This window comes from Curtobacterium sp. ABR8 (genome assembly GCF_057812125.1).
This window is the reverse complement of record NZ_CM173818.1, coordinates 1,084,099-1,107,779: the sequence shown is the minus strand read 5'-3', so window position 1 is coordinate 1,107,779 and position 23,681 is coordinate 1,084,099. Positions and strand designations below refer to the sequence as shown.

Here is a 23,681-nt window from a genome sequence, read left to right as displayed (position 1 = left end):
GAGCGAGAGCCCTCCTCGACCTCCCGAAGGAACCCAAGGGGGTCCGTGGTCTGGCCCCGGGTTGATGAGCGGTGGGCTACCGGCGGTGACGAGCGCACCCGCGACATGCCCTGAGAAGTGACTTGACAAGGATCGCCGGGCTTCTTGATCGACTTGCGTCGACACCGCATGCCCGCCCGAGATGGCGGGCTTCTGCTTCGCGGAAATCCCGTCAACGATCACTCCTTGCCGGTGGAAGAACGATGCCAATCGGGACTAACGTCGGGTCATGAAGCGATTCGTCGACGCGGTCCGCAGTGCGATCAGTGACAAGAACTACTACGCGGCGCTAGCGCTCGCCCTGACGCTCCCCGACATCGCTTCCAAGCTCGAGAACCCCGCAGTGCAAGGAAGCACCCGGTACAAGGACTGGTGCCGTAAGTACCTGGAGCCGAAGTACTACGATCCGGACTTCGGGCCTACCCGGGATGAATGGTGGTGGCTCAGCGCCGCAGACACCTACGCCTTGCGGTGCGCGCTGTTACATGAAGGCGGCGACGACATTTCTCAGCAGAGGGCGCGGGAGACCTTGGACAGGATCATCTTCGTTCTCCCGACTGAGGACGTGGGACGACACCGTGTCCGGACTGGCACTCGGGTGATGCTGAAAGTCGACGTCTTCTGCGAGGACGTCTGCGTTGGCGTCGAGCAGTGGCTCGCTGACATCGCTGGAGATCCGGCGATCGAGGCGCGGATGAACGAACTGATCCTGATTCGAGATTCGCGCGAAATCATTTCCTTCTGAGCTGTGTCAACAAGAAGCCCCGATCCTCACCGGTCGGGGCTTCTTCCATGAGCGCCCTGGAATGGGGCTGTCGGAGTCACTTCGGGTTGGCTCCGACCAGATGGCGGTTGCACCCACCCGCAGCACATCGCGCCTGCGACAACAACCGCGGTTCTCTTCACCACCGCATCGACCGACGCGACCGAGTGATCCGCTGACGGCGAGCTTTCCCCATGGGTGTCGACCAATAGACAGTCGCGATGAGGATCTCCCGGCGCCACCACGGCGAGCGGTCGCGCAGCTGGTGGCCCACAACCATCATGGAGAGTTCGTCGGGAAGCGCTGCCGTAGGCATCTGGGTGACGCTTGCACCAGCTGCGATCTTCGACCACTTGAAGTCGCCAAAGCCGACGCTGGTGGGGTCATACTCGAAGACCAGGACAACGTCGTGGGCATTGCCCGAGCCGACGTTCTCGAGGGTGAGCTCGCGAGCGGCGTTCCAGTCGGCGTCCTCATCGCGTTCCGCTATCGAGTGCACGAAGCGAGCCTCGTACTGCAGCCGCCGCTTAGTGACCTCGTTCCAGCCGGAGTACACCAGCGATAGGGCGCTCAGCGCCAGAGCGATCCAAGCAACCATGGAAAGACCGTAGCGGAGCGATGGCTCAGGAGGTTGACTCGTGCGAATCCCCCGAATCCTCCGAACTCGGCGCGTCCAGCAGCCCGTACTCCACGGCGAGCGCTCCAGTGTTGTCTTTCAGCCGTTCAAAGAACTCGGTGTCGCCGAACTCCTGCTCGCCGTGAACAAGGTGGATGACGTACGTGCTCACCGGAGTGATCAGGTGCGCGGTCGTGAAGGGCGTACCGGACGCATCGGTACCGCTGACACGAAGCTGACGCACATCGCCTGATTCGACGATGCGCTCGATGACTGCCCAAGCATCAAGGCTTGGCTTCCCCCCGCATCGACATTTCGACGCTATTGACTGTGATGCTGCTCTGCATGAGCCGAGCGTAGTCACCCCCACCACTTCCTCGTGCCCGCCGACACGTACCAGCACCGCACCTAGCCGCCGGTCCCGCACCCCGCTCTGGGACCGGCCGCACAGCGAACCAACGATCTCGGCGCGAGCACGGGGAACCCCATCAGGCCGAGACCATCGAGGGACCGCACCGATGACACTCACCGAAGTCCGCGCACACCTCAAGGCGCACGGCTACAAAGCCCCCCCCAGCTCGACCGCTTCGACGTGAAGCGGGCAGCCGGGCAGATCATCGGCATCGACGTCATGTTCACCGACGGCGCCGTCGCCTACCTGCCCGTCGAACCGTGACAAGCACGGTCCGCAACGGCCACGGCCACCGCGCCTACCGTCGTGCGCAGGCTGCGCTGAAGCGCCGCACGGCTGCCGAGAACCTGCCCTGCTGGTGGTGCGGCAACGCGATCGACACGACGCTGCCCGACACGGACCGCATTTCGTTCACCGCCGACCACCCCGACGAGCTCGCGAACGGCGGCCGCCTCGCTGGCCAGCAGCTGCAGCCGATGCACCGGCACTGCAACGCCAGCAAGGGCGACACCGCCGACGTTGAGATCCGGCCCGCCTCCTGAACGCGATGAAGGCCAGACACCGTGAGGTGCCCGGCCTTCGTATAGCTACTTCGTGGACGACTCACTGCCACCGGGCTGCGAGCCACCTGCGACGTATCGGTAGGCACGAGCGAGGGACTCGAGCTGCGGGAACTGCAGGCTGCTGTTCCCAGCCGCCTTCTCGATCCGTTCGAACAGCACCTTCTGAGTGCTGCGCTTGGCTTCGGCTACTTCATGTTCTGTGGGCATGTGAATGCTCCTCTGCTGGTAGGTGAAGGGAACTCAGATGCTACCGAGCAGCACAGACAACGACGGGCCCAGCGCACACCGCACCAACCGACGCCCCGGCCCACCACTGCACCCCGCCACCATGGCCGAGATCAACCAGGTACTGGACGGCGCCACGCACGACCGAGACTGAGGGAGCCGAGCATGGACTACCTCGACGAATCACCTGAGCGCGTCACCTGGTCCGACGAGGGACACGCGTATACGCCACGCAACGAGCCCGACCGTACGGGACACGGTGCACGCTGCGCCCTGGTCACCAGTGGTCGCACTACGACGGCAGCGACGACTCGTCGTGGCAAGACCGATGGACCGAAGACGTACCCGAGCCCGACGACTAACACCCCTGATGGTCGCTACCAACACCGAGCAGCACCCAGGGGGTGCCCCTCACGATCTCACCGCTGCCAATTTTATCGGTCCGCGTCGGTCACGCTGAACACATACAGCCACCTGTGGCCGAACGCGGAGGACCGCCCCCGGTCCGCAATTGCGGGTCTCATGCGAGCCGTTGCCGGAGATTCTGCGGACTCCTTGCGGACTGCGAACGCTGAATCTCGCTAGATCCGCGTCGTCCCAGGCCTGCTAGTTGTTGAACCGGAACTCCACCACGTCGCCGTCCTGCATGACGTAGTCCTTGCCCTCGATGCGGGCCTTGCCGGCAGCGCGGGCCTCGGCGATGGAGCCGGTCTCGACCAGGTCGTCGAACGAGATGACCTCGGCCTTGATGAAGCCCTTCTCGAAGTCGGTGTGGATGACGCCGGCAGCCTGGGGCGCCTTCCACCCCTTGCCGATCGTCCACGCGCGGGCTTCCTTCGGACCGGCCGTCAGGTAGGTCTGCAGCCCGAGGGTGTCGAAGCCGATGCGGGCGAGCTGGTCGAGTCCCGACTCGGTCTGACCGGTCGACTCGAGCAGTTCGGCGGCGTCGGCGGGGTCGAGGTCGATGAGCTCCGACTCGACCTGGGCGTCGAGGAACACGGCCTGGGCCGGGGCGACGAGCGCGGCCAGCTCGGCCTTGCGGGCGTCGTCGGTCAGGATCGCCTCGTCGACGTTGAACACGAAGATGAAGGGCTTGGCGGACAGGAGTCCGAGCTCGGCGATCGGCGCGAGGTCGATCTTCGTCGCGGACAGCAGGGTGCCCTGCTCGAGCGCGGCACGGGCCTCGCGAGCGGTCTCGAGCACGATCGGCTCGGCCTGCTTGAGCTTCACGGTCTTCTCGTACCGCGGGAGCGCCTTGTCGATCGTCTCCATGTCGGCGAGGATCAGCTCGGTGTTGATGACCTCGAGGTCGTCCTTCGGGGACACCTTGTTGGCGACGTGCACGACGTCGTCGTCGGTGAAGCCGCGGACGACCTGCGCGATGGCGTCGGCCTCGCGGATGTTGGCGAGGAACTTGTTGCCGAGTCCTTCACCCTCGCTCGCACCCTTGACGATGCCGGCGATGTCGACGAACGACACCGGCGCGGGCACGGTCTTCTCCGAGTGGAACAGCTCGGCGAGCTGGTCGAGTCGCGGATCCGGCAGGTTCACCACGCCGACGTTCGGTTCGATCGTCGCGAACGGGTAGTTCGCGGCGAGGACCTGGTTCTTGGTGAGGGCGTTGAACAGGGTCGACTTGCCGACGTTCGGGAGACCGACGATTCCGATGGTGAGAGCCACGGAAGCACAGCCTACCGGCGGCGACCTGCCGGAGCCGACCCGGGCCTCCAGTCCGTCCGTCGGTCCAGCGGTGGCGACCCGCCCATCCGGGGCCGCAGGGCGGCGATGCGACCCTCGACGACGTCGAAGACGTCGGCTTGCAACCGCTGTGAGCGTCGCCAGTCACCGGCCACCTGCAGCGAGTGGTCGGCACGGTCGACGGTCTGGAGGCGCGCAGCAGTCCCCGAGACCCGCTCGGGCCGCCACATGGTGTCGTCTCCACCCCCGATCGCGTCGTGCGCGTCGGTGGCGGCGGCGAGCGCCGTGGCCACGTCGTCGTGTGTGAGGACCGGCGTCAGCCAGACCCCGGGGACGTCGTTCCGGATCGCCCACGGCAGGGCGAAGCACCCGAACGACTTCGCGGTGACCAGGTCGGGCAGGCGATCGTCCAGCGCAGCCCCGATCGCGGCCTCGACGAACGCCACCGGGTCGGCCCCGGCGTCGTCGTCGATGGTCCAGGCCGGCGCCACGACCTCGCACCCGGCCGCCGACGCGATGGCCTGTGACCACCACAGCAATGGCGCCTGCTGCCCGTAGCCGGCCCCGGCGAGCACCAGCACGAGCGGCCGATCGTCTCCGTCGTTCCCCATGCGCGCACGCTACCGCGCGGAACGCGCCCCGACGGCATCTGGCAGCGTGGTCCCCGTCGTCCGGACCGGGCGACGGGACAGGAGGACGTCGATGTGGTTCGAACGCGACGAGCGCGGTGTGCACTCGGTGGGCATGGGAGCGCCGGCGCTGCGGCAGCGCTTCGCCCCGGAGACCCTCGCCGCCCTCGAGCAGGCCTCTCGCGCTGAGCTCGAGCAGCTGCACGATGCGATGGCCGAGCTCGAGGCCGACGTCCTGGTCGTCTACGACCCCGAGGACGACACCATCGACTACGCCGAAGAGGACCGGTTCCGCGGGATCCCCCTCCCCCGGGACTTCGGGTTCCCGGTCGTCACCGGCGACCTGACCGCCGGACTCACCGAACACGTCGAGAGCCTGCCGCTGCGCTGGCGACTGGACGGCGTCGCGGTGGCGTTCGAGATGGTGGGTACGCTGCTCGCGCCCTACTGGAAGCGCGAACGTGCGCGTCGGACGGCGACGTGGCGCGCGACGGCACGACGTCGGCGCAGCGGTTCCCGGTCGGCACGCCGCCGCTGAGCGTCCGGCCGCAACGCCGAGGCGGCTTCCGGCGATGTCGGCGCCCCGTGCGACGATCGGAACCGTGCCGTTGAACTTCACCGCGATCGACTTCGAGACCGCGAACAGCTCGCCCGCCAGTGCGTGCTCCGTCGGACTCGTCAAGGTCCGCGCGGGCCGGGTCGTCGACCGGGCGTCGTGGTTCATCCGCCCGCCCCTCGGACACGACGCGTTCCTCGAGTGGAACACCCGGATTCACGGGATCGTCGCCGAGGACGTCGTCCGGGCGAAGACGTGGGAGCAGCAGTACCCCGACCTCGTGGCGTTTGCCGAGGGTGACGTGTTGGTGGCGCACAACGCCCGGTTCGACATGGGCGTCATCGCCGGTGGGTGTTCCGCGACCGGCATCGACCTCGCCGAGCACCACTCGATGTGCTCGCTCGCGGTCGCCCGCAAGACCTACACGCTCGACTCCTACCGACTGCCGGTCGCCGCGATGGCCGCCGGGTTCGAGGGGTTCCAGCACCACGACGCCGCGGCCGATGCCGAGGCGTGTGCTGCGATCGTCATCCACGCTGCCGGCCACCACGGCACCGACACGGTCGAGGCCCTGGGTGCGGCGACCCGGGTGACGATCGCCCCGGTCCGGGCCCGCGCCGAGAAGCCCAAGGCGTCGACGCCGCAGCCGCGCCTGTCGAACCGCCCGATGGTCTTCGCCGACTGAGCTGATCGGACCGGCCGAGCCGGCCGAGCCGAAGGTCCCTGTCGCGGCCTCGCCCGCGACACTACGCTCAGCGCATGGCTGCGCCCACCACGATCGAACGCGAGACCGTCATCACGGCTCGCGCCGCGGAGATCACGCCGTACCTGGCGGACCTGCAGCGCTGGGTCGAGTGGTCGCCGTGGGAGGGGCGGGATCCCGCGCTGCAGCGGACCTACACCGGTGAACCGGGGACGGTCGGCTCGACGTACGCCTGGAAGGGCAACCGCAAGGCCGGCGCCGGCTCGATGGCGATCACCCGGGTCGATGCCGCCGAGGTCGACGTCGACCTGCAGTTCACCGCACCGTTCCGGTCGTCGAGCGCGGTGGTGTTCCGGCTCGAAGAGCTCGAGGGTGGCACGCGGGTCGTGTGGTCGATGACGAGCCCGCAGAACCTGATGTCGCGCGTGATGGGTGTGTTCGTCAACATGGACGAGTTCCTCGGCGGCGACTTCGAGAAGGGCCTCGCCAAGCTGAAGGCGGTCGTCGAGCGCTGACGGGAGTGGCACACCGGGGAGCAGGGTACCCGGTGGTATTGTCACGACAATCCCTCGGCACCGCTGCCGAACCCGCAATTCCCCGAAGGACCGCGATGACCAACGAAGGCCAGCTGCCGTCCGACCTGTTCATGGACCTGGACCGGTCGGGTCCCATGCCCCTCTACTTCCAGGTGGCCTCGCGCATCGAGGAGTCGATCCGCTCCGGCGTGATGCCGCCCGGCGCCCGTCTCGAGAACGAGATCGCGCTCGGTGAGCGCCTCGGACTGTCCCGCCCGACGATCCGTCGGGCGATCCAGGACCTCGTCGACAAGGGGCTGCTCGTCCGTCGCCGCGGCATCGGCACGCAGGTCGTGCACGGCCCGGTGACCCGCAAGGTCGAGCTCACGAGCCTGTACGACGACCTGGCCCAGGGGTCGCAGGCCCCGGCGACGAAGCTCCTCGAGCGCAACGACGTGCCGGCTCCGGACGATGTCGCAGCCGCGCTGAGCGTCGAGCCCGGCACGACCGTGGCGCACATCCGCCGCGTGCGGTTCGCCGAGGACGTCCCGATGGCGATCCTCGAGAACTACCTGCCGCCGGAGTTCCTCGAGATCACGGACCAGGACCTGCAGGACCACGGGCTGTACCAGCTGCTCCGCGGTCGCGGTGTGACGATGCGGGTGGCGAAGCAGCGGATCGGTGCCCGCGCGGTCACCGACGAAGAGGCGGGCCTGCTCGAGATCGAGGACGGTGACCCGGTCCTGACGATGAGCCGCACCGCGTACGACGCCTCGGGCCGTGCGGTCGAGTACGGCGTGCACTGCTACCGCCCCGACCGCTACTCGTTCGAGGTCACCCTCGTCGACAAGTAGGAAGTCCGCGCGGTCCGCGTGACGTCGAGGTTCCACGAACCGCCGCGCGCGTGACGCCGAGGTTCCACGGATGGCCGCTGAACGCCTCGAGATGCCGAGATTTCGGAACCTCGGGGCGGACGGGACGGGACGAGCGGGCTCGCGCGGGCGCTCAGGCGAGCGAGGGCACGCCGAGCTCGCCCGTCACGTACTGCGCTCGTCCGAAGCCGAACGACCAGTCCTGCGGGCCGTTCTCGACGTAGCCGATGAAGACGTCCTCGGACGCGACACCGATCGCCGCCAGGGCGTCGTGGATGGCCGCGTACAGCGTCGTCTTCGCCTCGTCGGTGCGCCCGCGCTGCGTGAAGACCTGGATGACGATGACACCCTCGGTGCGCTCGAACCCCAGGCCGGCGTCCTCGGCGATGATCTGCTGCGCCGGGTGCTCGGTGATCACCTGGAACCGGTCGCGCACGGGGATCGCGTACACGTCGACGATGGCCTGGTGGATGGCGTCGGCGATGGCGCGCACCGCCTGCGGCGTGCGGCCGGTGGCGAGGTCGATACGGACGAGCGGCATGGTGCCTCCTGCAGTTCGGGACTTTGTACTGACAAACTAACATGGATTGAGAGCCCATAACAGCGAGACGGGAGGCGCGGTGCCAGCTGGCACCGCGCCTCCCGTCCGTCGTCCGCGACCGTCTAGAGCACGGGGGTCGCCGCCGCGTAGGTGAGCGGCCCGTCGACGCGCGCGACGTCGTGCCACGCACCGTCGGCGAGGGACGCCTCCGCCGCCTCGACGATGGACGCTGCGGCCAGTCCGTCGGCGACGGACGGGGCGAGCTGCTCCCCGCGACGGACGCTCGCGATGAACTGGGCGGCCTCGATCGTCTTCAGGTCGTCGTAGCCCATGGCCGTGCCGGCGCCGGGCTGGAAGCGCGCGAACTCGCCGTCACCCGCGGCGACGTAGTGCGTGGCGTAGCCGTCGACCTCTTGGCCGTCGAGGTACACCTCGAGCTCGTTGAGCCGCTGGAAGTCCCACCGCACCGAGCCCTTGGTGCCGTAGATCTCGAGCGTGTACTCGGCGTGCGGTCCCCGCATGACACGACTCGAGTCCATGGTGCCGACGGCCCCGTCCTCGAAGCGGAAGAGCAGGGCGGCGTAGTCCTCGTTCTCGACGCGGCCGAGCGCACCGGTGGCTGCGGCGCTCCGGTCGACGATGCCCGCGGCCGGCTTCGGGCGCTCCTGGATGAAGGTCTCGGCGAGGGCGCTCACGCTGGCGATCCGACCGACGACGTACTGCGCCAGGTCGAGGCCGTGCGAGAGCAGGTCGCCGAGCACGCCCGAACCGGCACGCTCCCGCTCGAAGCGCCAGGTCAGCGGCGCCGCGGGGTCGGACGAGTAGTCGGCGAGCAACGAACCCCGCACGTTCGTGATCCGACCGAGGCGGCCGCTGCGGACGAGTTCGCGCGCCCGCTCGATCGCCGGCGCGTGCCGGTAGTTGAACCCGACGCTCGTGATGACGCCTGCGCGCTGCACGGCCTCGTGGATCTCGCGCGAGTCGCTCGCGTAGCGGCCCATCGGCTTCTCGATCCAGAACGGCTTGCCCGCTTCGGCAGCAGCGACCGCCATCTCGCGGTGCAGGAAGTTCGGCGAGCAGATCGAGACGACGTCGACGGCCGGGTCGACGAGGACCTCGTGGTAGTCGGCGACGGCCCGCTCGTAGCCCAGGCGGGTGACGGCCTGGTCGCGAGCGGCCTCGATCGGGTCCGCGGCGACCACGAGCCGGGGGTGCACGCCGAGCTCGGGGAAGTGGTCCGGCAGGGCGCGGTAGGCACGCGAGTGCAGCCGCCCCATCCAGCCGACCGAGATGAGGCCGACGCCGATGGTGTCCGGCGCGACGGTGTTCCCGGCGGTCATGCGGCGGGGACGATGATGTCGCGGACCAGGGCGTCGAGCTGCGCGTCGGCGTCGAGGAACTGGCGCAGGGTCGTCACCGTGGCGCCGAACCGGTCGAACTCGTCGATCGTCATGCCGTCGACGTCGTAGCCGCGCGCGAACTCAGGGGTCGCGGCACGCAGGGCCGCGATGACGTCGGCCGGCACCTCGTCGTCGATGGCGTCCGGACGGAACGGGAACGCGTTCGCGTTGATGTCCTTCGACCACTGGAACGGCGGGGAGACGACGAGGTCGCCGCCCTGGAACTCCGACCACTGCAGCGCGTTGCGGAAGGCGGCGACGAGCACGCGCGACCGGAAACCACGCTCCTGGAACACGCGGTAGGCGTTCTTCACCGCGGCGACGCCGGCCCACTCGAGGATGCCGGGGTCGACCAGGACGTGGTCGCGCTTGACGACGGTCTTCAGCCAGTCGTCGAAGCGGCCGGCCATCAACGTGACGACGTGGCCGAACTCCTGGTCGGGCAGCCCGTCGGCGGCACGACGGTCGAGCGCACGCTCGATGGCCTCGCCGACGGCCACGACCTGCGGCACCGTGAAGGACACGGTCGCGTTGATCGAGACACCGCGGTACGCGGCCTCCTCGATCGCGGCGATGCCGACCTCGGTGGCGGGGATCTTCACGATGATGTTCGGGGCGAGCTGCGAGAACCGCACCGCCTGCTCGACCAGGGCGTCGGCGTCGCGGTGGAACCGCGGGTCTGTCTGCATCGACAGGCGACCGTTGCGGCCGCCGGACGCTTCGAACGCGGGCAGCAGCTGCTCGGCCGCGGCGATGGAGAGCTCCTCGACGGCCTTCCAACCGATCCAGGACTCCCCCGCCGTCGGGTGCTCGGCGGCGATCTCGCGGATGCGCGGCACCCAGGTCTCCGGGTCCTGCTTGATGCACGTGTACGCGATCACCGGGTTGCAGGTCGCCCCGACGGCGCCGTACTCGTGGATCGCGGTCGACAGTTCGCGCGGGTCGGCGGAGTCGTTCCACAGGGCGGTCACGGTCTGCGACGCGGCCTGCAGCGTGACGGGTCGGGGGTCGGCGCCGGTGGGCGTCGTGGTCTCGAGGGTGTCGGTCATCGTGTGAGTCCCTTCTTGATCGTGTCGAGCTGGAAGCGCGAGACCTCGTCGGCGTTCTCGTCCTCCGCGAAGACGCTCGACACCGCGACGGTGTCCTCGCGCGCCGTGAAGCCGACCCGGTCGAGGGCGGCCCAGAAGGCGTCGAAGTCGACGTCCGCCTGCCCGACCGGCAGGTGCTGGTGCACCCGGACCGGGTTGCCGGGCGGGTTCGTGATGTAGCGCAGCCCGTGCGACCGGTGGTGGTCGTAGGCGTCGGCGACGTGCACGAGCTGCAGGGAGTCGCCCGCGGCGTCGATGATCTCGTCCATGTTGCCGCCGTAGTGGAACGTGTGGCAGGCGACGTAGACGAAGCCGATGCTCTTCGAGTTCAGGCCACGGATCACCCGGAGCGCCTCGAGCCCGTCCTCGACGAAGTCGTCGGGGTGCGGGTCGATCAGGACCCGGATGCCGGAGTCCTCGATGATCGGCAGCAGTTCCTCCATCGCCCAGTGGAACTGGTCCTCGGACTCCTCGGCGCGCTCGGGGCGGCCGGAGAACTCCGTGTTGATCGTGTCCACGCCGAGGCGCTTCGTGATCTCGATGACCCGCTTCCACTTCTTGACGGCGGCCTCGCGGGCCTCCTTGTCCGGACCGGCCCAGCGCAGGACGGGCAGGACCGATGCGACCTGCACCCCGGCCGTCGTGCACGCCGCGGCGAACGCGTCGACGAGGTCGTCGTCGGCCGTGGGGTGCCGGTAGAAGGGGATGAAGTCCTTGTGCGGGGTGAGCTGCAGGTACTCGTAGCCGAGGTCGGCGACCTTCTGCGGGAACTCCAGCAGCGACAGGTCGTGGTGGTACGGCGTGGGGTCGAGTGCGATCTTCGGCATCGATCAGGCCGTCTCGTAGAAGGCGGGCTTCGCGGTCGCGTACGTGATCGGTTCGAGCGCACCGGACTGCTGCGCACGCACGGCGACCTCGGCGACGACCGACGCCGTGTACCCGTCCCAGGCGCTCGGCCCGTCGATCCCGCCGGCCCGCGCGGCGTCGACCCAGCGCTGCACCTCTTCGTCGTAGGCGGCACCGAAGCGCTCGACGAACGACGGGGTGACGCCCTGGCCGGAGACGCCCTGCGAAACGAGGTTCAACGAGGTCTCGCGGCCGATGTAGGCGACCCCGGACTCGAACACCGCATCGGTCGTGACCTGGTAGCCGAACTGGGCGTTCACGTTGATCTCGACGATCGCCATGGTGCCGGACTCGGTGGTGAACAGCACGAACTGCGGCTCGGGCAGGTCGGCCGGCGCGAGCGAGTTCTTGCGGGGCTTCTTCACCTCGACGCTCGTGATCGCCTCGCCCGTGATGAACGGGATGATGTCGATCTCGTGGATCACCGAGTCGTGGATGAGCATCGACTCGCTGAAGTTCGGCGGTGTGGTCGGGTTGCGGTGCGCGTGGTGCAGCGCGAGCAGGGCGCCGTTGGCACCGGACTCCCGCAGGGCACGCAGCTCCTGGTACCCCTTGTCGAAGCGGCGCATGAAGCCGACCTGGATCCTCGGGCGGTCGGCGTGCTGCTGCTCGAGCTCGACGATCCGCAGGGAGTCCTCGGCCGACGTGGTGAGCGGCTTCTCGCACAAGACGGCCAGGCCGCGCTCGAGCGCCGGCACCAGGACCGGCTCGTGCAGGAAGCCCGGCGTCGCGACGATGACGGCGTCGATCGCGGTGGCGTCGAGTGCTTCCTCGAACGACGCTGCGGTGATCGCGCCGGGCGCCTTCGCCGCGGCGGCGGTCGCGCGGCCGCTGTCGGGGTCGACGATGGCGACGACGTCGGCGCCGGCGATGGTCGAGGTGATGCGACGGATGTGGTCGCTGCCCATGGCGCCCGCGCCGACGACGGCGACGCGGAGGTTGTCAGTGGTGCTCATGGCGGTGCTCCTGGGGTAGATGACGCTGCGTGGACGGCTGTTGGTGGCCGGTCAGGACACGCGGGCGGCGGACGTGGAACCGAAGATGTGCTGGAACGTGCGCTCGGCGATCGGGCCGGGGGCGTCGACCGAGCAGCCGTACATGTCCTGCTCGACGATGCCGAAGACGTCCGGGTTGATCTTCGCGACGGCCTCGATGATCGGGGCGAGTTCCGGGGTACCGTGCGGCGGCTCGGTCATGATGCCCTGCGACACGGCGGTGGCGAACGGCACGTCGTTCTTCAGCACGTCGAACAGCAGGTCGGTGTCGACCTGCTTGAGGTGCAGGTACCCGATGCGCTCCGGGTGCGCGGCGATGAGCTTGAGGTTGTCGCCGCCGTAGTACGCGAAGTGACCGGTGTCGAGGCAGAGGTTCGTGTACTCCGGGTTCGTCACCTCGAGGAACCGCACGGTCTCCTTGTAGGTGCCGACGTGGCTGTCGGCGTGCGTGTGGAACTGCTGGTGGACGCCGTACTCCTCGAGCAGCGCCTTGCCGAGCTGGTCGTGCCCCTTGCCGAGGCGGTCCCACTGCTCGTCGGTCAGGGTGCGCGACTCGAGCACCTCTTCCGTGGCGTCCGAGCGCCAGAGGTCCGGGATCGTCACGAGGTGCTGGGCGCCGAGCTTGGCCGCCAGACCCGCGACCGCCACGGCCTGGTCCCAGGCGCGCTGGAACTGGTCCTCGCCCTTGTGGAACCCGGTGAACACGGTGCCGGCGGAGAGCTTCAGCCCGCGCGACTCGAGCTCGTCCGACAGCTGCGACGGGTCGGTCGGCAGGTAGCCGTACGGTCCGAGCTCGATCCACTCGTACCCGGCGGCGGCCGCCTCGTCGAGGAAGCGCTTCCACGGGACCTGGTTCGGGTCGTCGGGGAACCAGACGCCCCACGAGTCGGGGGCGGTGCCGATCCGGATGGCGTCGGTTGCGGTGGCGGTGTCGGTCATGACGTCGTCGTCTGCTCTCTTGGTGTGGTGCGTGTGGTGGACGGTGGTGCTCAGCCGAGCAGCGGGCGCTGGGCGGCGACCTGCTGCTCGTACTCGGTGCGGGCGGTCTGCGTGCTCGACAGCGTCGAGGTCTGCGCGACCGGCACGTCCCACCAGCCGTCGCCCTCGGGCGCGTAGACCAGCGGGTCCGAGTTGATGTGCACGAGGGTGGTGTGGTCGTTCGCCTTCGCCTGACGCAGCGCGGCCTTGAGGTCCTCGATGCTGTCCGGGCCGGGCTGGACCTCGATCACGTCGACGCCGTACGACCGCGCGTTCGCCGCGAGGTCGACGGGCAGCGGGTCGCCGTTGTCGAACGACTGCGTCTCGTCCAGGTAGCGGTACTTCGTGCCGTAGCGCTCGGACCCGACGGTCTCGGACAGGTGCCCGATCGACGCGTACCCGTGGTTCTGGATGAGCACCACGATGATCTTGATGCCCTCGGCCACGGCGGTGACGAGCTCGGTGTGCAGCATGAGGTAGCTGCCGTCGCCGACCATGACGATCGCGTCGCGGTCCGGGGCGCCACGACGGACGCCGATGCCGCCCGCGATCTCGTAGCCCATGCACGAGAACGCGTACTCGACGTGGTAGCCGAGGGCGTCCCGCACGCGCCAGAGCTTGTGCAGGTCGCCGGGCAGCGAGCCGGCCGCCTGGATGACGACGTCGCGCGGGTCGGACACCGACTGCACGGCGCCGATGATCTCCGGCTGGCCGGGCAGGTCCGCGCCGGACGGCGCGAACGCGCCGTCGACGGCTGCGTCCCACGCCGCCTTCAGCGACGCGATCTCCGCAGCGTAGGCGGCCTCGACGACGTACGCGGGCTCTGCGGGTGACGACCCGGTCGACGTGAGCGCCGCGGTCAACGCGACCAGGGCCTCCCGGGCATCCGCGATCAGCGGCAGCTGCGAACCGTGCTTGTAGGCGTCGAACGCGGCCACGTTGACGTTCACGAACGTGACGTCCGGGTTCTGGAACGCGGTCCGCGACGCGGTCGTGAAGTCGCTGTAGCGCGTGCCGATCCCGATCACGACGTCCGCCTGCGCGGCGACCGCGTTCGCGGCGGCCGTGCCGGTCGCGCCGATGCCACCCAGGGACTGCGGGTGGTCCCAGACGAGCGAGCCGCCGCCGGCCTGCGAGGTGCCGACCGGGATGCCGGTGGCCTCGACGAAGGCGGAGAGCTCGTGCTCCGCGCCGGAGTACAGCACGCCACCGCCCGCGACGATGACGGGGCGCTTCGCCGCCCGGATCGCGGCGACCGCACGCGCCAGCGGCCCGTGCTCGGGCAGCGGCCGACGGATGTGCCACTCGCGCGGCTGCAGGAACGCGACCGGGACGTCGAACTCCTCGGCCTGCACGTCCTCCGGCAGGGCGATCGTCACGGCACCGGTCTCGGCCGGGTCGGTCAGCACCCTCATCGCCGCGAGGGCGATCGAGAACAGCTGCTCGGGGCGCTCGACACGGTCGAAGTAGCGCGACAGCGGACGGAACGCGTCGGTCACCTGCAGGGAGGTGTCGTGCGGCAGTTCGATCTGCTGGAGCACCGGGTCGGTGGTCCGCGTCGCGAACGTGTCCGACGGCAGCAGCAGTGCGGGCAGGCGGTTCGTCGTCGCGAGCGCGGCGGCGGTGAGCATGTTCGCGGCACCCGGGCCGACCGACGCCGTCGCGGCGAAGGTCGCACGGCGGCGGTGCATGCGGGCGAAGCCGACGGCCTCGTGCACCATCGCCTGCTCGTTGCGGGCCTGGTGGTACGGCAGCAGTCCGGGCTGCTCGACGTGGAGCTGCTTGATGGCCTGTCCGACGCCGGCGACGTTGCCGTGCCCGAAGATGCCGAAGATCCCCGGGATGGTGCGTTCGCGGACGTCGCCGTCGACGGTCCACTGGTTGGCCAGGAACTCGACGAGTGCCTGACCGACGGTCATCCGGCGCGTGGTGGTGGTCACGCCTGCTTCCTTTCGTAGGGCAGGCGCGGGTCGAGCTGCTCGCTCTCCCACACCTGGCGGACCCAGCCGTGCGCCGGGTCGTCGGTGATGTTCCAGACGCGCTCCGGGTCGGGCCCGGCCATCACGTTGAGGTAGTACATGTCGTAGCCCGGCGCGGCGACGGCGGGGCCGTGCCACCCGTGCGGGACGAGCGCGACGTCGCCGGTGCGGACTTCGCGGAACTCGTCGATCGGACGGTCGTCCGAGGCGTAGGTCCGGTGCAGCGCGAACGGATCGGCGGTGGCCGGAGCGGAGAGGCCGCGTGCGACCGCCGACTCGTAGTAGTAGATCTCCTCGAGGTTCGACTCCTCGCCGGGCACGTTCGTGTCGTGCTTGTGCGGCGGGTACGACGACCAGTTGCCGGCCGGCGTGATCACCTCGCACACGATGAACTGCACGGCGTCGAGGGCGGCCGGGGTCCCGAAGTTGTGCACCTGCCGGCTGGACTGCCCGGCACCGCGGAGCTCGACCGGCACGTCCTGGCGGGCCACGTAGGTGGTCGGCTTGACGGTGTCGGTGGGCGCCTCGGCGACCGCGAACCGGCCGCTGCCGGTGATCGTCGCCTGCGATCCGGACCCCAGGTACAGGACGTCGGTGGGACCCTCGAACACGCTCGCGCGCCCCTGCAGGGCCTGCTCGCCGTCACCGGCGGCGCCCGCGTAGGTCACGTGGAACGCCCCGGCGAGCGGCACGACGATGCGCTCCACGGCGTCGGCCGGGAGGCGCAGCTCGCGTGTGCCGGTCGGGTCGCCGTCCGTCAGGGTGCCGGTCCGGAGCCCGGTGTGCGTCCATCCTGCGATGCGACCGTCGACGACGTCGGTCCAGCCCGCCTCGGGCCGGGAGCCCGCCGGGATGAACCACTGGTCGTGCTCGTGCTGTTCGTTCGCCATGCTGCGGGTCAGTTGTTCGACGGGAAGCCGAGGTTGATGCCGCCGTGCGACGGGTCGAGCCAGCGGCTCGTGATCGCCTTCTGGCGGGTGAAGAAGCTCACGCCGTCGGCGCCGTACGCCTTGTGGTCACCGAACAGCGAGTTCTTCCAGCCGCCGAACGAGTAGTACGCGACCGGCACGGGGATCGGGACGTTGATGCCGATCATGCCGACCTGCACGTCGCGCTGGAAGCGGCGCGCGGCGCCGCCGTCGTTGGTGAAGATGGCGGTCCCGTTGCCGTACGCACCCGAGTTGATGAGTTCGAGGCCCTCCTCGTACGTGGCGACGCGGACGACGCTGAGCACCGGACCGAAGATCTCCTCGGTGTAGACGCGGCTCGTGGTGGGGACCTGGTCGATCAGCGTCGGGCCCAGCCAGAAGCCGTTCTCGTCGCCGTCGGGTCGGACGGTGCGGCCGTCCACCACAACCACCGCACCGTCCTGCTCTGCGACCTCGATGTACGAGGCGACCTTGTCACGGTGCTGCTTCGTGACGAGCGGGCCCATGTCGCACCCGCGACGACCGTCGCCGATGCGCAGGGTCGCCGCGCGGTCCGTGATCTTCTGGATGAGCTCGTCGGCCACCGGCTCGACGGCGACGACGACCGAGATCGCCATGCAGCGCTCACCGGCGGATCCGAAGCCCGCGTTGATGGCGTTGTCCGCGACCAGGTCGAGGTCCGCGTCCGGCAGCACGAGCATGTGGTTCTTCGCGCCGCCGAGGGCCTGCACGCGCTTGCCGTGCTTCGTGCCCGTCTCGTAGACGTACTGCGCGATCGGCGTGGAACCGACGAACGAGATCGACTCGACGTCCGGGCTGGTCAGCAGCCCGTCGACCGAGAGCTTGTCGCCGTTGAGCACGTTGAAGACGCCGTCGGGCAGACCGGCCTCGGTGAACTTCTCGGCGAGCCAGATGGCGGCGCTCGGGTCCTTCTCGGACGGCTTCAGCACGACGGTGTTGCCCGCTGCGATCGCGATCGGCAGGAACCACAGCGGCACCATCGCCGGGAAGTTGAACGGGCTGATGATGCCCACGACACCGAGCGGCTGCCGGATCGAGTAGACGTCGATGCCGGTGGAGACCTGGTCGGAGAACTCGCCCTTCATCAGGCTCGGGATGTTCGTGGCGAGCTCCACGACCTCCTGTCCACGGGCGATCTCGCCCAGGGCGTCGTCGATGACCTTGCCGTGCTCGCTCGTGATGATCTCGGCGAGCTCGCCCTTGTCGCGGTTCAGGATCTCGCGGAACGAGAACAGGATCTGCTGGCGCTTGGTGAGCGACAGGTTGCTCCACGCCGGGAACGCCGCCTTGGCGCTCGCGATGGCGGCCTGGATCTCGTCCTCGTTCGCCAGGGCGACCTGCTTCGTCGCGACGCCCAGGGCCGGGTCGTACACGGGGGCGCTGTTGCCCGACGCGGACTCGACGTGCTTGCCGCCGATCCAGTGGCCGACGGTGGTGGTGGCGGTCTCCGTGGTGGTCATGCGTTGCTTCCTTCGAGTGTGGTGGTTGCTGCGTGCGTGGCGCCGGCGCTGCCGGTGTGGACGAGACCCGCGGCCACGTCGACCGCGGTGGCGACGTCGCCGTCCGGCGGGTAGAGCAGGGTGCGGCCGACGACCAGGCCGCGCACGCCGGGGAGCGCGAGGGCGTCGGCCCACTTGGCGTAGGTCTCGAGCGGCCTGCTCGACGGGTCGCCCCCGAGCAGGAGCGTCGGCAGCGTCGTCGCCGCCATCACCCGCTCCATGTCGTCGACGACCGGGATCTTCAGCCAGCTGTAGGCGCTGGACTCGCCCAGGCCCGCGGCGATCGCCATCGAGGTGATGACGGCGTCGGCGGTCAGGTCGTTCACCACCCGGCCGTCCTGCCACGCGGACATGAACGGCTCGAGCATGATCGGCAGCTGGAGCGCGGCGGCCTCGCTGACCGCACGGGCCGTGGCCTCGAGCGTCGGTGCCGTGCCCGCGTCCTCGAGGGCGATGCGCACGAGGAGCTTGGCGAAGTCGAGCCCGGAGTCCTTGATGGCCTGTGCCGAGTACGCGGTGTAGCGGTCGTCCATCTCGAACGTCGCCCCGCGCAGTCCGCCGCGGTTCATCGACCCGACGACGACCTTGCCGTCGAGGGCGCCGAGCAGTGCCAGGTCCTCGAGGATGTCGGGCGTGCCGAGCACCCCGTCGACCCCGGGGCGGCCGAGCGCCGTGACGAGCCGCTCGAGCAGGTCGTAGCGGTCGGCCATCGCGGACTCGTCGTTCCGGACCGCCAGGGCACCGCGTGCCGGGTGGTCCGCGGCGACGATGAAGAGCTTGCCGTCGTCGGCGAGCAGGGAGCGCTTGTGCCGAGCGTCGAGCACGGACCGCACCAGTTCGGGCTGTCCGGCGCGGATGTCCCGGAGGCGCTGGAAGTCAGCGGGGCTGATCTCAGGCATGGGTCTTCTCCTCGGTCTTGGTCGCACCCGTGCTCGTGTGGCTCGTGCCGTCGGCGGGGTTGCTGGCGATGAACGACTCGATCTCGTCGCTCGTGGGCATCGCCGTCGAGCACTCGAACCGCGTCGCGACGATGGCGCCGGCGGCGTTGCAGAACGCGAGGATCCGCTCGAGGCCCCAGCCCTGCAGCAGGCCGTGGGTCAGCGCGCCGCCGAAGCCGTCACCGGAGCCGAGCCCGTTGACGACGTCGATGTGGTGCGGGCGGAACTCGACGAACTCGTCGCGGGTCTTCGCCAGCACGCCCTTGGGGCCCTGCTTGACGATGGCGATCTCGACCCCGCGCTCGAGCAGGGCGTCGGCGGCGCGGACCGGGTCGGTCTCGCCGACGGCGACCTCGCACTCCTCGCGGTTGCCGACGGCGACCGTGGCGTGTTCGAGGGCGACGGCGACCTCGCGCGTCGCGGCCTCGGGGCTCGACCAGAACATCGAGCGGTAGTCCAGGTCCACCACGGTGTGCAGTGCTGTCGGGGCGTCGGCGGCGCTCCGCGCCTGGAACGCGGTGTGGTGTGCGCTGCGGCTCGGCTCTTCGCTCAGGCCGGTCACCGTGGTCCAGAAGATCTTCGCCCGCTCGATCTCGTGCAGCGGCAGGGACTTCGCCGTGATCATCAGGTCCGGCGCCTTCGGGGCCCGGTAGAAGTACAGCGGGAAGTCGTCCGGCGGGAAGATCTCGCAGAACGCGACGGGGGTGTTCAGCCCCTCGACCGTCTCGACGAAGGCGTTCGCGACGCCGAACTCCGGCAGGGCGCGGGCGATGTAGCGGCCGAACGGGTCGTTGCCGGTGCGGGTGATGACCGCGGCGTCCGCGCCGTGGCGAGCGGCGGCGATGGCGACGTTCGTGGCGCTGCCGCCGACGGACTTCGAGAACGTCGTGACGTCTTCGAGCGGGCCGGTCTGCTGCGGGTAGATGTCGACGCTGACGCGTCCCATCGTGATCACGTCGTAGGCGTGGGGAGCGGGATTCGTCATGCGACGTGGTGGACCTTCCGTGCGGCTTCATCGGCGGACGTTCACGACTGTACACCCTGTTTGCCCTAATGTCATGACATGGGATTCGGAGCCTGCTGCACTGGTCCCGTGTCGCCGGTCCCGCCGGTTCTGCGGGCGCGTCGGTGTGCCGGGAGGCACGGTGTCGGTGGGTCCTGCCAAGGTCACGACATGCAGATCCTCGCCCTGGTCATCGGTCTCGTGATCGGCATCGCCGTCGGTGCGGTGGTCGCCTGGTCGCTCGCACGGTCGCGCGCCGGCGTCGACGCCGCAGCGGCGCGCGCGAGCGCCGAGGCGCTCCGCACGCGGCTCGACGAGGTCCGCCGCGACGCCGAGGAGCGCCTCGACGCACAGGACGCCCAGTACCGCCGCCAGGTCGACTCCCTCGAACGCCGCGCCGCCGAGCTCGAGCACCTGGTGCAGCGCATGCACGGCGCCGATTCGGCCCGGAACCAGAACGAGTCCAAGGTGCTGTCCGCGCTCAGCCCCGTCGCGCAGACCCTCGACGTGATGCGCACGAAGATCGCCGAGCTCGAGCAGTCCCGCAGCGAGCAGTACGGCGCCCTGTCCGCGCAGCTGCGGTCGGCCGCCGAGTCCGAGGAACGTCTGCGTGCCACGGCCGACACCCTGGCCAGTGCCCTGTCGTCGAACAGCACCCGCGGGGTGTGGGGCGAGACGCAGCTGCGCAACGTGGTCGAGGCCGCCGGGTTGCTCGAGCGGGTCGACTTCGACGTGCAGTCGTCGGTCACCACCTCGGCCGGCACCGCCCGACCCGACATGGTCGTGCACCTGCCCGGCGGCAAGACCATCGCCGTCGACGCCAAGGTGCCGTTCAGCGCCTACCTGCAGGCCGCCGAGATCCCGGCGACCGCCACCGGAGCCGAGGGGGCCCGCCGCGACGCGCTCATCGGGCAGCACGTCAAGGCGCTCCGCGCGCACGTCGACGCCCTGGCCGCGCGCGAGTACTGGACCGGCTACGACGCCTCCCCCGAGCTCACCGTCGCCTTCATCCCGTCCGAGTCGCTCATCTCGAGCGCCCTCGCCGCCGACCCCGGCCTGCTCGACCACGCCTTCCGCAAGCGCATCGCACTCGCTTCTCCCGTGACCCTGTGGTCCGTGTTGAAGACGGTCGCGTTCTCGTGGCAGCAGGACGTCGTCTCCCAAGAGGCGCACGAGCTCTTCCGGGTCTCGCGCGAGCTCTACGGCCGGCTGTCCACGATGGCGGGGCACGTCGACAAGCTCGGTCGTTCGATCCGGGGCTCCGTCGTCGACTACAACCGGTTCGTGGGGTCGCTCGAGCGGCAGGTGCTGCCGAGCGCCCGTCGGTTGTCGCTGCTCGACGAGTCGAAGGTGATCGCCGACCCGGCGTCGATCGAGGACGAGCCGCGGTTGCTCACGGCGCCGGAGTTGGTGTGGGCCGTCGACGAGGACTGACCGTCACCCCGTGGATCAGGCCTCGTCAGCTGCGGTGATGTAGCGCGGCGGGATGACCAACGCCAGCGTGACGCGGTCGTGGCCTTCCGAGAACTCGACGCCTTCCCGGTGCGCGCGACCCGCATCGACCCGCAGCAGGACGGGAGCGGGAGACTTGCGTCGACCCGCTTGCATCGCCAGCTCTCGATCAGTCGTCAGATGCGCGTACTGGCGCCCCATGGGCAGGAGACCATCGCGCAGGATCGACTCAGCCGCCGCGGGAGAAGTCGCGTGCCAGAGCACCGGTCGCGGCACGATCGTTGGCTTCACGATGCGCTCGTCGGTCGAGTGGCCGTACTGTGCGCGGATCCGGTCACCCTCCACCGCGAAGCGCTGCTTGTCAGACTCGGCGACGATGCGGCGCAAGTCTTCCACCGTTGCGTCCACGCCCGACCGCGCCAAGGCTCCGGCGAGATCTGCGAGCGGGACGCTTCCGTCGGCGCCGAGCTCGAGCCCGTACGCACCCGGTTCGTGCCGCAACGCGTGCGACATCGCCTTGCTGATCGACGTGTCCTTTCGGGGCATGTCTCAGTCCTCTTCCTGCTCCGCGAGCCACACTGCTCGGTGCTCCTCCATTTCCTCCCACCAGACGTCGAACGACGTCCACTGACCCCGGTACTCCGTCCCGGGCGAAGCGAACGTGTGGATGATCAGGACAGGAGGGTTGCCCGAACGGTCGCCACCGTCGAAACAGAACACGTCGTCCGTGTCCTGGTGCTTCGCGAAGGGCACGAGGGAACGGGTCGGATACTGCTCCCCAACGATGTCAGCCCAGTTCTTTGTCTGGCTCTCGTACTCAGACGTCCACATGAAGGGATCGATGTCGGGAAGCGGGTCTTGTGCAAGGGCACGTTGGAAGCGCTCGGGGTACTGGAATCCCTCGGGCGCGATCAAGCGCGCCTCGACTTGCCGTTCCTCGACGGTTGTTAGTCGACGTTCCCTCACTGTGGTGCTCCGGTGAGCTTCGGGAGGTCGTGAGACCCAGCTGGATTCGCTTTCGACCAATTCGTGCCTTGCGACTTCATCCGAACCTCAGCGGCCTCGCCCCACGTTCTGGGCTCGGCGTGGCCACGCTTCGTGAAGCGTTCAACCTCTCTTGCGGTCAACGGTTCGTGGTGTTCGTGTGCGCGCGCCTGCACTGGCGTGTCGGTCCCGTGCCGTCCGCCTCCGCGTGCAGCGTGCGGATGCCCGCGGTGTCCAGCCCGACGATCCGTGCCGTTGTCGCAGTCATGCGTCGAGCCTACGCAAGGGGGTGTGCAACGGGGCGCCACCGGAAGACCGGCGACGCCCCGAAGCAGCAGACGAGCGTCCGGCCTAGAACCACTTCTCCGCACGGTGGTCCGCCTGGATGCGGCGGATCGTGTTCGAGCGCGACCGCAGCACGAGCGAGTCGGTGTGGATGACGCCGCGCGAGCGACGGACACCGTCGACCAGGACGCCGTCGGTGACGCCGGTGGCGACGAAGAACGTGTTGTCACCCGTGACCAGGTCGTCCTGGTCGAGGACCTTGTCCAGGTCGTGGCCGGCGGCGATGGCGCGCTCGCGCTCCTCGTCGTCCTTCGGCTGGAGCTTGCCGAGGATGACGCCGCCGAGCGCCTTGATCGCGCACGCGGTGATGATGCCCTCGGGGGTGCCGCCGACGCCGACGCACATGTCGATCGTCGAGCCGGGCAGGGCGGCGGCGATGCCACCGGCGACGTCACCGTCGAGCAGCAGTCGCGTGCCGGCACCGGTCGCGCGGATCGCGCGGATGAGCTCGTCGTGGCGCGGGCGGTCGAGCACGGCGACGACCATGTCCTCGAGGTCCTTGCCCTTGGCCTTCGCCAGCGCGCGGATGTTGTCGCCGATCGGCTTCTCGAGGTCCAGGACGCCGCGGCCCTCGGGGCCGGCGGCGATCTTGTCCATGTAGAACACGGCGGACGGGTCGTACATCGAGCCGCGGTCCGAGACGGCCATGACGGAGATGGCGTTCTGGCGGCCGGCGGCGGTGAGCGAGGTGCCGTCGATCGGGTCGACCGCGATGTCGCAGGCCGGGCCGTGGCCGTTGCCGACGTGCTCGCCGTTGTAGAGCATCGGGGCGTTGTCCTTCTCGCCCTCGCCGATGACGACGACGCCGTCGAAGTTCACGGTGCCGAGGAACTTGCGCATCGCGTCCACCGCGGCGCCGTCGGCGAGGTTCTTCTCGCCGCGCCCGACCCACGGCTGCGCACGGATCGCGGCGGCCTCCGTCGCACGCACGAGCTCGAGGGCCAGGTTGCGGTCGGGCTGGAGGAACAGGGAGCCGGTTTCCGTAGAGGGAGTCACGACCCGAGCTTACCGACCGCCGTCGAGTCACACTCC

The 23,681-nt window shown here is 69.4% G+C and carries 27 protein-coding genes; 7 read left to right on the top strand and 20 right to left on the bottom strand.

What is annotated here, in order from left to right:
• Window positions 1-268: 268 nt before the first annotated feature.
• Window positions 269-784 carry a hypothetical protein gene (locus ACXKZB_RS05430; RefSeq protein ID WP_071405731.1) on the top strand — a complete coding sequence of 172 codons (516 nt, stop codon included), beginning with the start codon at window positions 269-271 and terminating at the stop codon, window positions 782-784.
• A 157-nt stretch (window positions 785-941) separates the two neighbouring features.
• On the opposite strand, the gene ACXKZB_RS05425 is transcribed toward ACXKZB_RS05430, so the two are convergent.
• Both ACXKZB_RS05425 and ACXKZB_RS05420 read right to left on the bottom strand, forming a co-directional pair.
• Complete coding sequence (locus tag ACXKZB_RS05425; RefSeq protein ID WP_488825073.1) at window positions 942-1,400, bottom strand: hypothetical protein; 459 nt, start codon at window positions 1,398-1,400, stop codon at window positions 942-944.
• A 25-nt stretch (window positions 1,401-1,425) separates the two neighbouring features.
• Window positions 1,426-1,590: a hypothetical protein gene (locus tag ACXKZB_RS05420; protein ID WP_488825072.1), complete on the bottom strand. Its 165-nt coding sequence runs from the start codon at window positions 1,588-1,590 to the stop codon at window positions 1,426-1,428.
• A gap of 500 nt (window positions 1,591-2,090) precedes the next feature.
• On the opposite strand from ACXKZB_RS05420, the gene ACXKZB_RS05415 reads away from it, so the two are divergent.
• Complete coding sequence (locus tag ACXKZB_RS05415; RefSeq protein ID WP_488825070.1) at window positions 2,091-2,372, top strand: hypothetical protein; 282 nt, start codon at window positions 2,091-2,093, stop codon at window positions 2,370-2,372.
• A gap of 45 nt (window positions 2,373-2,417) precedes the next feature.
• On the opposite strand, the gene ACXKZB_RS05410 is transcribed toward ACXKZB_RS05415, so the two are convergent.
• The 3 genes from ACXKZB_RS05410 to ACXKZB_RS05400 form a co-directional block, all read right to left on the bottom strand.
• Window positions 2,418-2,600, bottom strand: coding sequence for a hypothetical protein (locus ACXKZB_RS05410; RefSeq protein WP_139196588.1), 183 nt, complete (start codon window positions 2,598-2,600; stop codon window positions 2,418-2,420).
• Window positions 2,601-3,224: 624 nt separating this feature from the next.
• On the bottom strand, window positions 3,225-4,298 hold the full coding sequence (ychF, locus tag ACXKZB_RS05405; protein WP_488825067.1) for a redox-regulated ATPase YchF: 1,074 nt from the start codon (window positions 4,296-4,298) through the stop codon (window positions 3,225-3,227).
• An 11-nt stretch (window positions 4,299-4,309) separates the two neighbouring features.
• Window positions 4,310-4,927: a hypothetical protein gene (locus tag ACXKZB_RS05400; protein WP_488825065.1), complete on the bottom strand. Its 618-nt coding sequence runs from the start codon at window positions 4,925-4,927 to the stop codon at window positions 4,310-4,312.
• Window positions 4,928-5,018: 91 nt separating this feature from the next.
• Between ACXKZB_RS05400 and ACXKZB_RS05395 the strand changes: the two genes are divergently transcribed.
• From ACXKZB_RS05395 to ACXKZB_RS05380, 4 genes are all read left to right on the top strand, one after another.
• Window positions 5,019-5,483, top strand: coding sequence for a hypothetical protein (locus tag ACXKZB_RS05395; RefSeq protein ID WP_488825064.1), 465 nt, complete (start codon window positions 5,019-5,021; stop codon window positions 5,481-5,483).
• Window positions 5,484-5,547: 64 nt separating this feature from the next.
• A complete protein-coding gene (locus ACXKZB_RS05390) occupies window positions 5,548-6,186 on the top strand; it encodes an exonuclease domain-containing protein (RefSeq protein WP_488825062.1) in 639 nt (212 codons plus the stop codon).
• 74 nt (window positions 6,187-6,260) lie between these two features.
• Window positions 6,261-6,719: an SRPBCC family protein gene (locus ACXKZB_RS05385; RefSeq protein ID WP_488825061.1), complete on the top strand. Its 459-nt coding sequence runs from the start codon at window positions 6,261-6,263 to the stop codon at window positions 6,717-6,719.
• Window positions 6,720-6,814: 95 nt separating this feature from the next.
• Window positions 6,815-7,573, top strand: a complete 759-nt coding sequence (locus tag ACXKZB_RS05380; protein ID WP_123313299.1) for a GntR family transcriptional regulator — start codon at window positions 6,815-6,817, stop codon at window positions 7,571-7,573.
• 151 nt (window positions 7,574-7,724) lie between these two features.
• Here ACXKZB_RS05380 and ACXKZB_RS05375 read toward each other — a convergent pair whose 3' ends face one another.
• The 11 genes from ACXKZB_RS05375 to iolC all read right to left on the bottom strand — a co-directional run bounded on the left by ACXKZB_RS05375 (window position 7,725) and on the right by iolC (window position 19,850).
• Window positions 7,725-8,132: a tautomerase family protein gene (locus tag ACXKZB_RS05375; RefSeq protein ID WP_123313298.1), complete on the bottom strand. Its 408-nt coding sequence runs from the start codon at window positions 8,130-8,132 to the stop codon at window positions 7,725-7,727.
• 122 nt (window positions 8,133-8,254) lie between these two features.
• Window positions 8,255-9,472, bottom strand: a complete 1,218-nt coding sequence (locus tag ACXKZB_RS05370) for a Gfo/Idh/MocA family protein (RefSeq protein WP_488825058.1) — start codon at window positions 9,470-9,472, stop codon at window positions 8,255-8,257.
• On the bottom strand, window positions 9,469-10,581 hold the full coding sequence (locus tag ACXKZB_RS05365; RefSeq protein WP_488825056.1) for a transaldolase family protein: 1,113 nt from the start codon (window positions 10,579-10,581) through the stop codon (window positions 9,469-9,471). Before ACXKZB_RS05365 ends, ACXKZB_RS05370 begins: the two co-directional genes overlap by 4 nt.
• On the bottom strand, window positions 10,578-11,447 hold the full coding sequence (locus ACXKZB_RS05360; RefSeq protein ID WP_123938993.1) for a sugar phosphate isomerase/epimerase family protein: 870 nt from the start codon (window positions 11,445-11,447) through the stop codon (window positions 10,578-10,580). Before ACXKZB_RS05360 ends, ACXKZB_RS05365 begins: the two co-directional genes overlap by 4 nt.
• A gap of 3 nt (window positions 11,448-11,450) precedes the next feature.
• Window positions 11,451-12,482 (bottom strand): Gfo/Idh/MocA family protein, encoded by a 1,032-nt coding sequence (locus ACXKZB_RS05355; protein WP_488825053.1) that lies wholly within the window; start codon window positions 12,480-12,482, stop codon window positions 11,451-11,453.
• A 51-nt stretch (window positions 12,483-12,533) separates the two neighbouring features.
• Window positions 12,534-13,460 carry a sugar phosphate isomerase/epimerase family protein gene (locus ACXKZB_RS05350; protein WP_173169472.1) on the bottom strand — a complete coding sequence of 309 codons (927 nt, stop codon included), beginning with the start codon at window positions 13,458-13,460 and terminating at the stop codon, window positions 12,534-12,536.
• Between the two features lie 50 nt (window positions 13,461-13,510).
• Window positions 13,511-15,418: a 3D-(3,5/4)-trihydroxycyclohexane-1,2-dione acylhydrolase (decyclizing) gene (iolD, locus tag ACXKZB_RS05345; RefSeq protein ID WP_488825952.1), complete on the bottom strand. Its 1,908-nt coding sequence runs from the start codon at window positions 15,416-15,418 to the stop codon at window positions 13,511-13,513.
• Between the two features lie 17 nt (window positions 15,419-15,435).
• Window positions 15,436-16,368 carry a 5-deoxy-glucuronate isomerase gene (gene iolB, locus ACXKZB_RS05340; RefSeq protein ID WP_488825051.1) on the bottom strand — a complete coding sequence of 311 codons (933 nt, stop codon included), beginning with the start codon at window positions 16,366-16,368 and terminating at the stop codon, window positions 15,436-15,438.
• Between the two features lie 8 nt (window positions 16,369-16,376).
• A complete protein-coding gene (locus ACXKZB_RS05335; protein WP_222659909.1) occupies window positions 16,377-17,888 on the bottom strand; it encodes a CoA-acylating methylmalonate-semialdehyde dehydrogenase in 1,512 nt (503 codons plus the stop codon).
• Window positions 17,885-18,826, bottom strand: coding sequence for a class I fructose-bisphosphate aldolase (locus tag ACXKZB_RS05330; RefSeq protein WP_488825049.1), 942 nt, complete (start codon window positions 18,824-18,826; stop codon window positions 17,885-17,887). Before ACXKZB_RS05330 ends, ACXKZB_RS05335 begins: the two co-directional genes overlap by 4 nt.
• On the bottom strand, window positions 18,819-19,850 hold the full coding sequence (gene iolC / locus ACXKZB_RS05325; protein WP_488825047.1) for a 5-dehydro-2-deoxygluconokinase: 1,032 nt from the start codon (window positions 19,848-19,850) through the stop codon (window positions 18,819-18,821). The genes ACXKZB_RS05330 and iolC overlap by 8 nt, the downstream gene beginning before the upstream one ends.
• A gap of 189 nt (window positions 19,851-20,039) precedes the next feature.
• On the opposite strand from iolC, the gene ACXKZB_RS05320 reads away from it, so the two are divergent.
• Complete coding sequence (locus tag ACXKZB_RS05320; protein ID WP_488825046.1) at window positions 20,040-21,302, top strand: DNA recombination protein RmuC; 1,263 nt, start codon at window positions 20,040-20,042, stop codon at window positions 21,300-21,302.
• A gap of 15 nt (window positions 21,303-21,317) precedes the next feature.
• Here the strand turns inward: ACXKZB_RS05320 and ACXKZB_RS05315 are convergent, their stop codons facing one another.
• The 4 genes from ACXKZB_RS05315 to glpX all read right to left on the bottom strand — a co-directional run bounded on the left by ACXKZB_RS05315 (window position 21,318) and on the right by glpX (window position 23,645).
• The gene (locus ACXKZB_RS05315) at window positions 21,318-21,866 is read right to left on the bottom strand and encodes an RNA 2'-phosphotransferase (protein WP_488825044.1); all 549 of its coding nucleotides are present in this window, start codon (window positions 21,864-21,866) and stop codon (window positions 21,318-21,320) included.
• A gap of 3 nt (window positions 21,867-21,869) precedes the next feature.
• On the bottom strand, window positions 21,870-22,235 hold the full coding sequence (locus tag ACXKZB_RS05310; RefSeq protein ID WP_146249715.1) for an SMI1/KNR4 family protein: 366 nt from the start codon (window positions 22,233-22,235) through the stop codon (window positions 21,870-21,872).
• Between the two features lie 208 nt (window positions 22,236-22,443).
• On the bottom strand, window positions 22,444-22,572 hold the full coding sequence (locus ACXKZB_RS05305; protein WP_488825042.1) for a hypothetical protein: 129 nt from the start codon (window positions 22,570-22,572) through the stop codon (window positions 22,444-22,446).
• Between the two features lie 83 nt (window positions 22,573-22,655).
• Window positions 22,656-23,645 carry a class II fructose-bisphosphatase gene (gene glpX, locus ACXKZB_RS05300; RefSeq protein ID WP_123673052.1) on the bottom strand — a complete coding sequence of 330 codons (990 nt, stop codon included), beginning with the start codon at window positions 23,643-23,645 and terminating at the stop codon, window positions 22,656-22,658.
• Between the last annotated feature and the right edge of the window lie 36 nt (window positions 23,646-23,681).

What these genes read in the sequence shown, in the direction of transcription:
- ACXKZB_RS05410 (WP_139196588.1), bottom strand. Translation starts at nt 2,600, where the DNA reads ATGCCCACAGAACATGAAGTAGCCGAAGCCAAGCGCAGCACTCAGAAG.
- ACXKZB_RS05395 (WP_488825064.1), top strand. Translation starts at nt 5,019, where the DNA reads ATGTGGTTCGAACGCGACGAGCGCGGTGTGCACTCGGTGGGCATGGGA.
- ACXKZB_RS05430 (WP_071405731.1), top strand. Translation starts at nt 269, where the DNA reads ATGAAGCGATTCGTCGACGCGGTCCGCAGTGCGATCAGTGACAAGAAC.
- ACXKZB_RS05350 (WP_173169472.1), bottom strand. Translation starts at nt 13,460, where the DNA reads ATGACCGACACCGCCACCGCAACCGACGCCATCCGGATCGGCACCGCC.
- ACXKZB_RS05330 (WP_488825049.1), bottom strand. Translation starts at nt 18,826, where the DNA reads ATGCCTGAGATCAGCCCCGCTGACTTCCAGCGCCTCCGGGACATCCGC.
- ACXKZB_RS05400 (WP_488825065.1), bottom strand. Translation starts at nt 4,927, where the DNA reads ATGGGGAACGACGGAGACGATCGGCCGCTCGTGCTGGTGCTCGCCGGG.
- ACXKZB_RS05335 (WP_222659909.1), bottom strand. Translation starts at nt 17,888, where the DNA reads ATGACCACCACGGAGACCGCCACCACCACCGTCGGCCACTGGATCGGC.
- ACXKZB_RS05385 (WP_488825061.1), top strand. Translation starts at nt 6,261, where the DNA reads ATGGCTGCGCCCACCACGATCGAACGCGAGACCGTCATCACGGCTCGC.
- ACXKZB_RS05355 (WP_488825053.1), bottom strand. Translation starts at nt 12,482, where the DNA reads ATGAGCACCACTGACAACCTCCGCGTCGCCGTCGTCGGCGCGGGCGCC.
- ACXKZB_RS05365 (WP_488825056.1), bottom strand. Translation starts at nt 10,581, where the DNA reads ATGACCGACACCCTCGAGACCACGACGCCCACCGGCGCCGACCCCCGA.
- iolB (WP_488825051.1), bottom strand. Translation starts at nt 16,368, where the DNA reads ATGGCGAACGAACAGCACGAGCACGACCAGTGGTTCATCCCGGCGGGC.
- ACXKZB_RS05315 (WP_488825044.1), bottom strand. Translation starts at nt 21,866, where the DNA reads ATGCCCCGAAAGGACACGTCGATCAGCAAGGCGATGTCGCACGCGTTG.
- ACXKZB_RS05425 (WP_488825073.1), bottom strand. Translation starts at nt 1,400, where the DNA reads ATGGTTGCTTGGATCGCTCTGGCGCTGAGCGCCCTATCGCTGGTGTAC.
- ACXKZB_RS05305 (WP_488825042.1), bottom strand. Translation starts at nt 22,572, where the DNA reads ATGACTGCGACAACGGCACGGATCGTCGGGCTGGACACCGCGGGCATC.
- iolC (WP_488825047.1), bottom strand. Translation starts at nt 19,850, where the DNA reads ATGACGAATCCCGCTCCCCACGCCTACGACGTGATCACGATGGGACGC.
- ACXKZB_RS05360 (WP_123938993.1), bottom strand. Translation starts at nt 11,447, where the DNA reads ATGCCGAAGATCGCACTCGACCCCACGCCGTACCACCACGACCTGTCG.
- iolD (WP_488825952.1), bottom strand. Translation starts at nt 15,418, where the DNA reads ATGACCGTCGGTCAGGCACTCGTCGAGTTCCTGGCCAACCAGTGGACC.
- ACXKZB_RS05370 (WP_488825058.1), bottom strand. Translation starts at nt 9,472, where the DNA reads ATGACCGCCGGGAACACCGTCGCGCCGGACACCATCGGCGTCGGCCTC.
- ACXKZB_RS05375 (WP_123313298.1), bottom strand. Translation starts at nt 8,132, where the DNA reads ATGCCGCTCGTCCGTATCGACCTCGCCACCGGCCGCACGCCGCAGGCG.
- ACXKZB_RS05380 (WP_123313299.1), top strand. Translation starts at nt 6,815, where the DNA reads ATGACCAACGAAGGCCAGCTGCCGTCCGACCTGTTCATGGACCTGGAC.
- ACXKZB_RS05320 (WP_488825046.1), top strand. Translation starts at nt 20,040, where the DNA reads ATGCAGATCCTCGCCCTGGTCATCGGTCTCGTGATCGGCATCGCCGTC.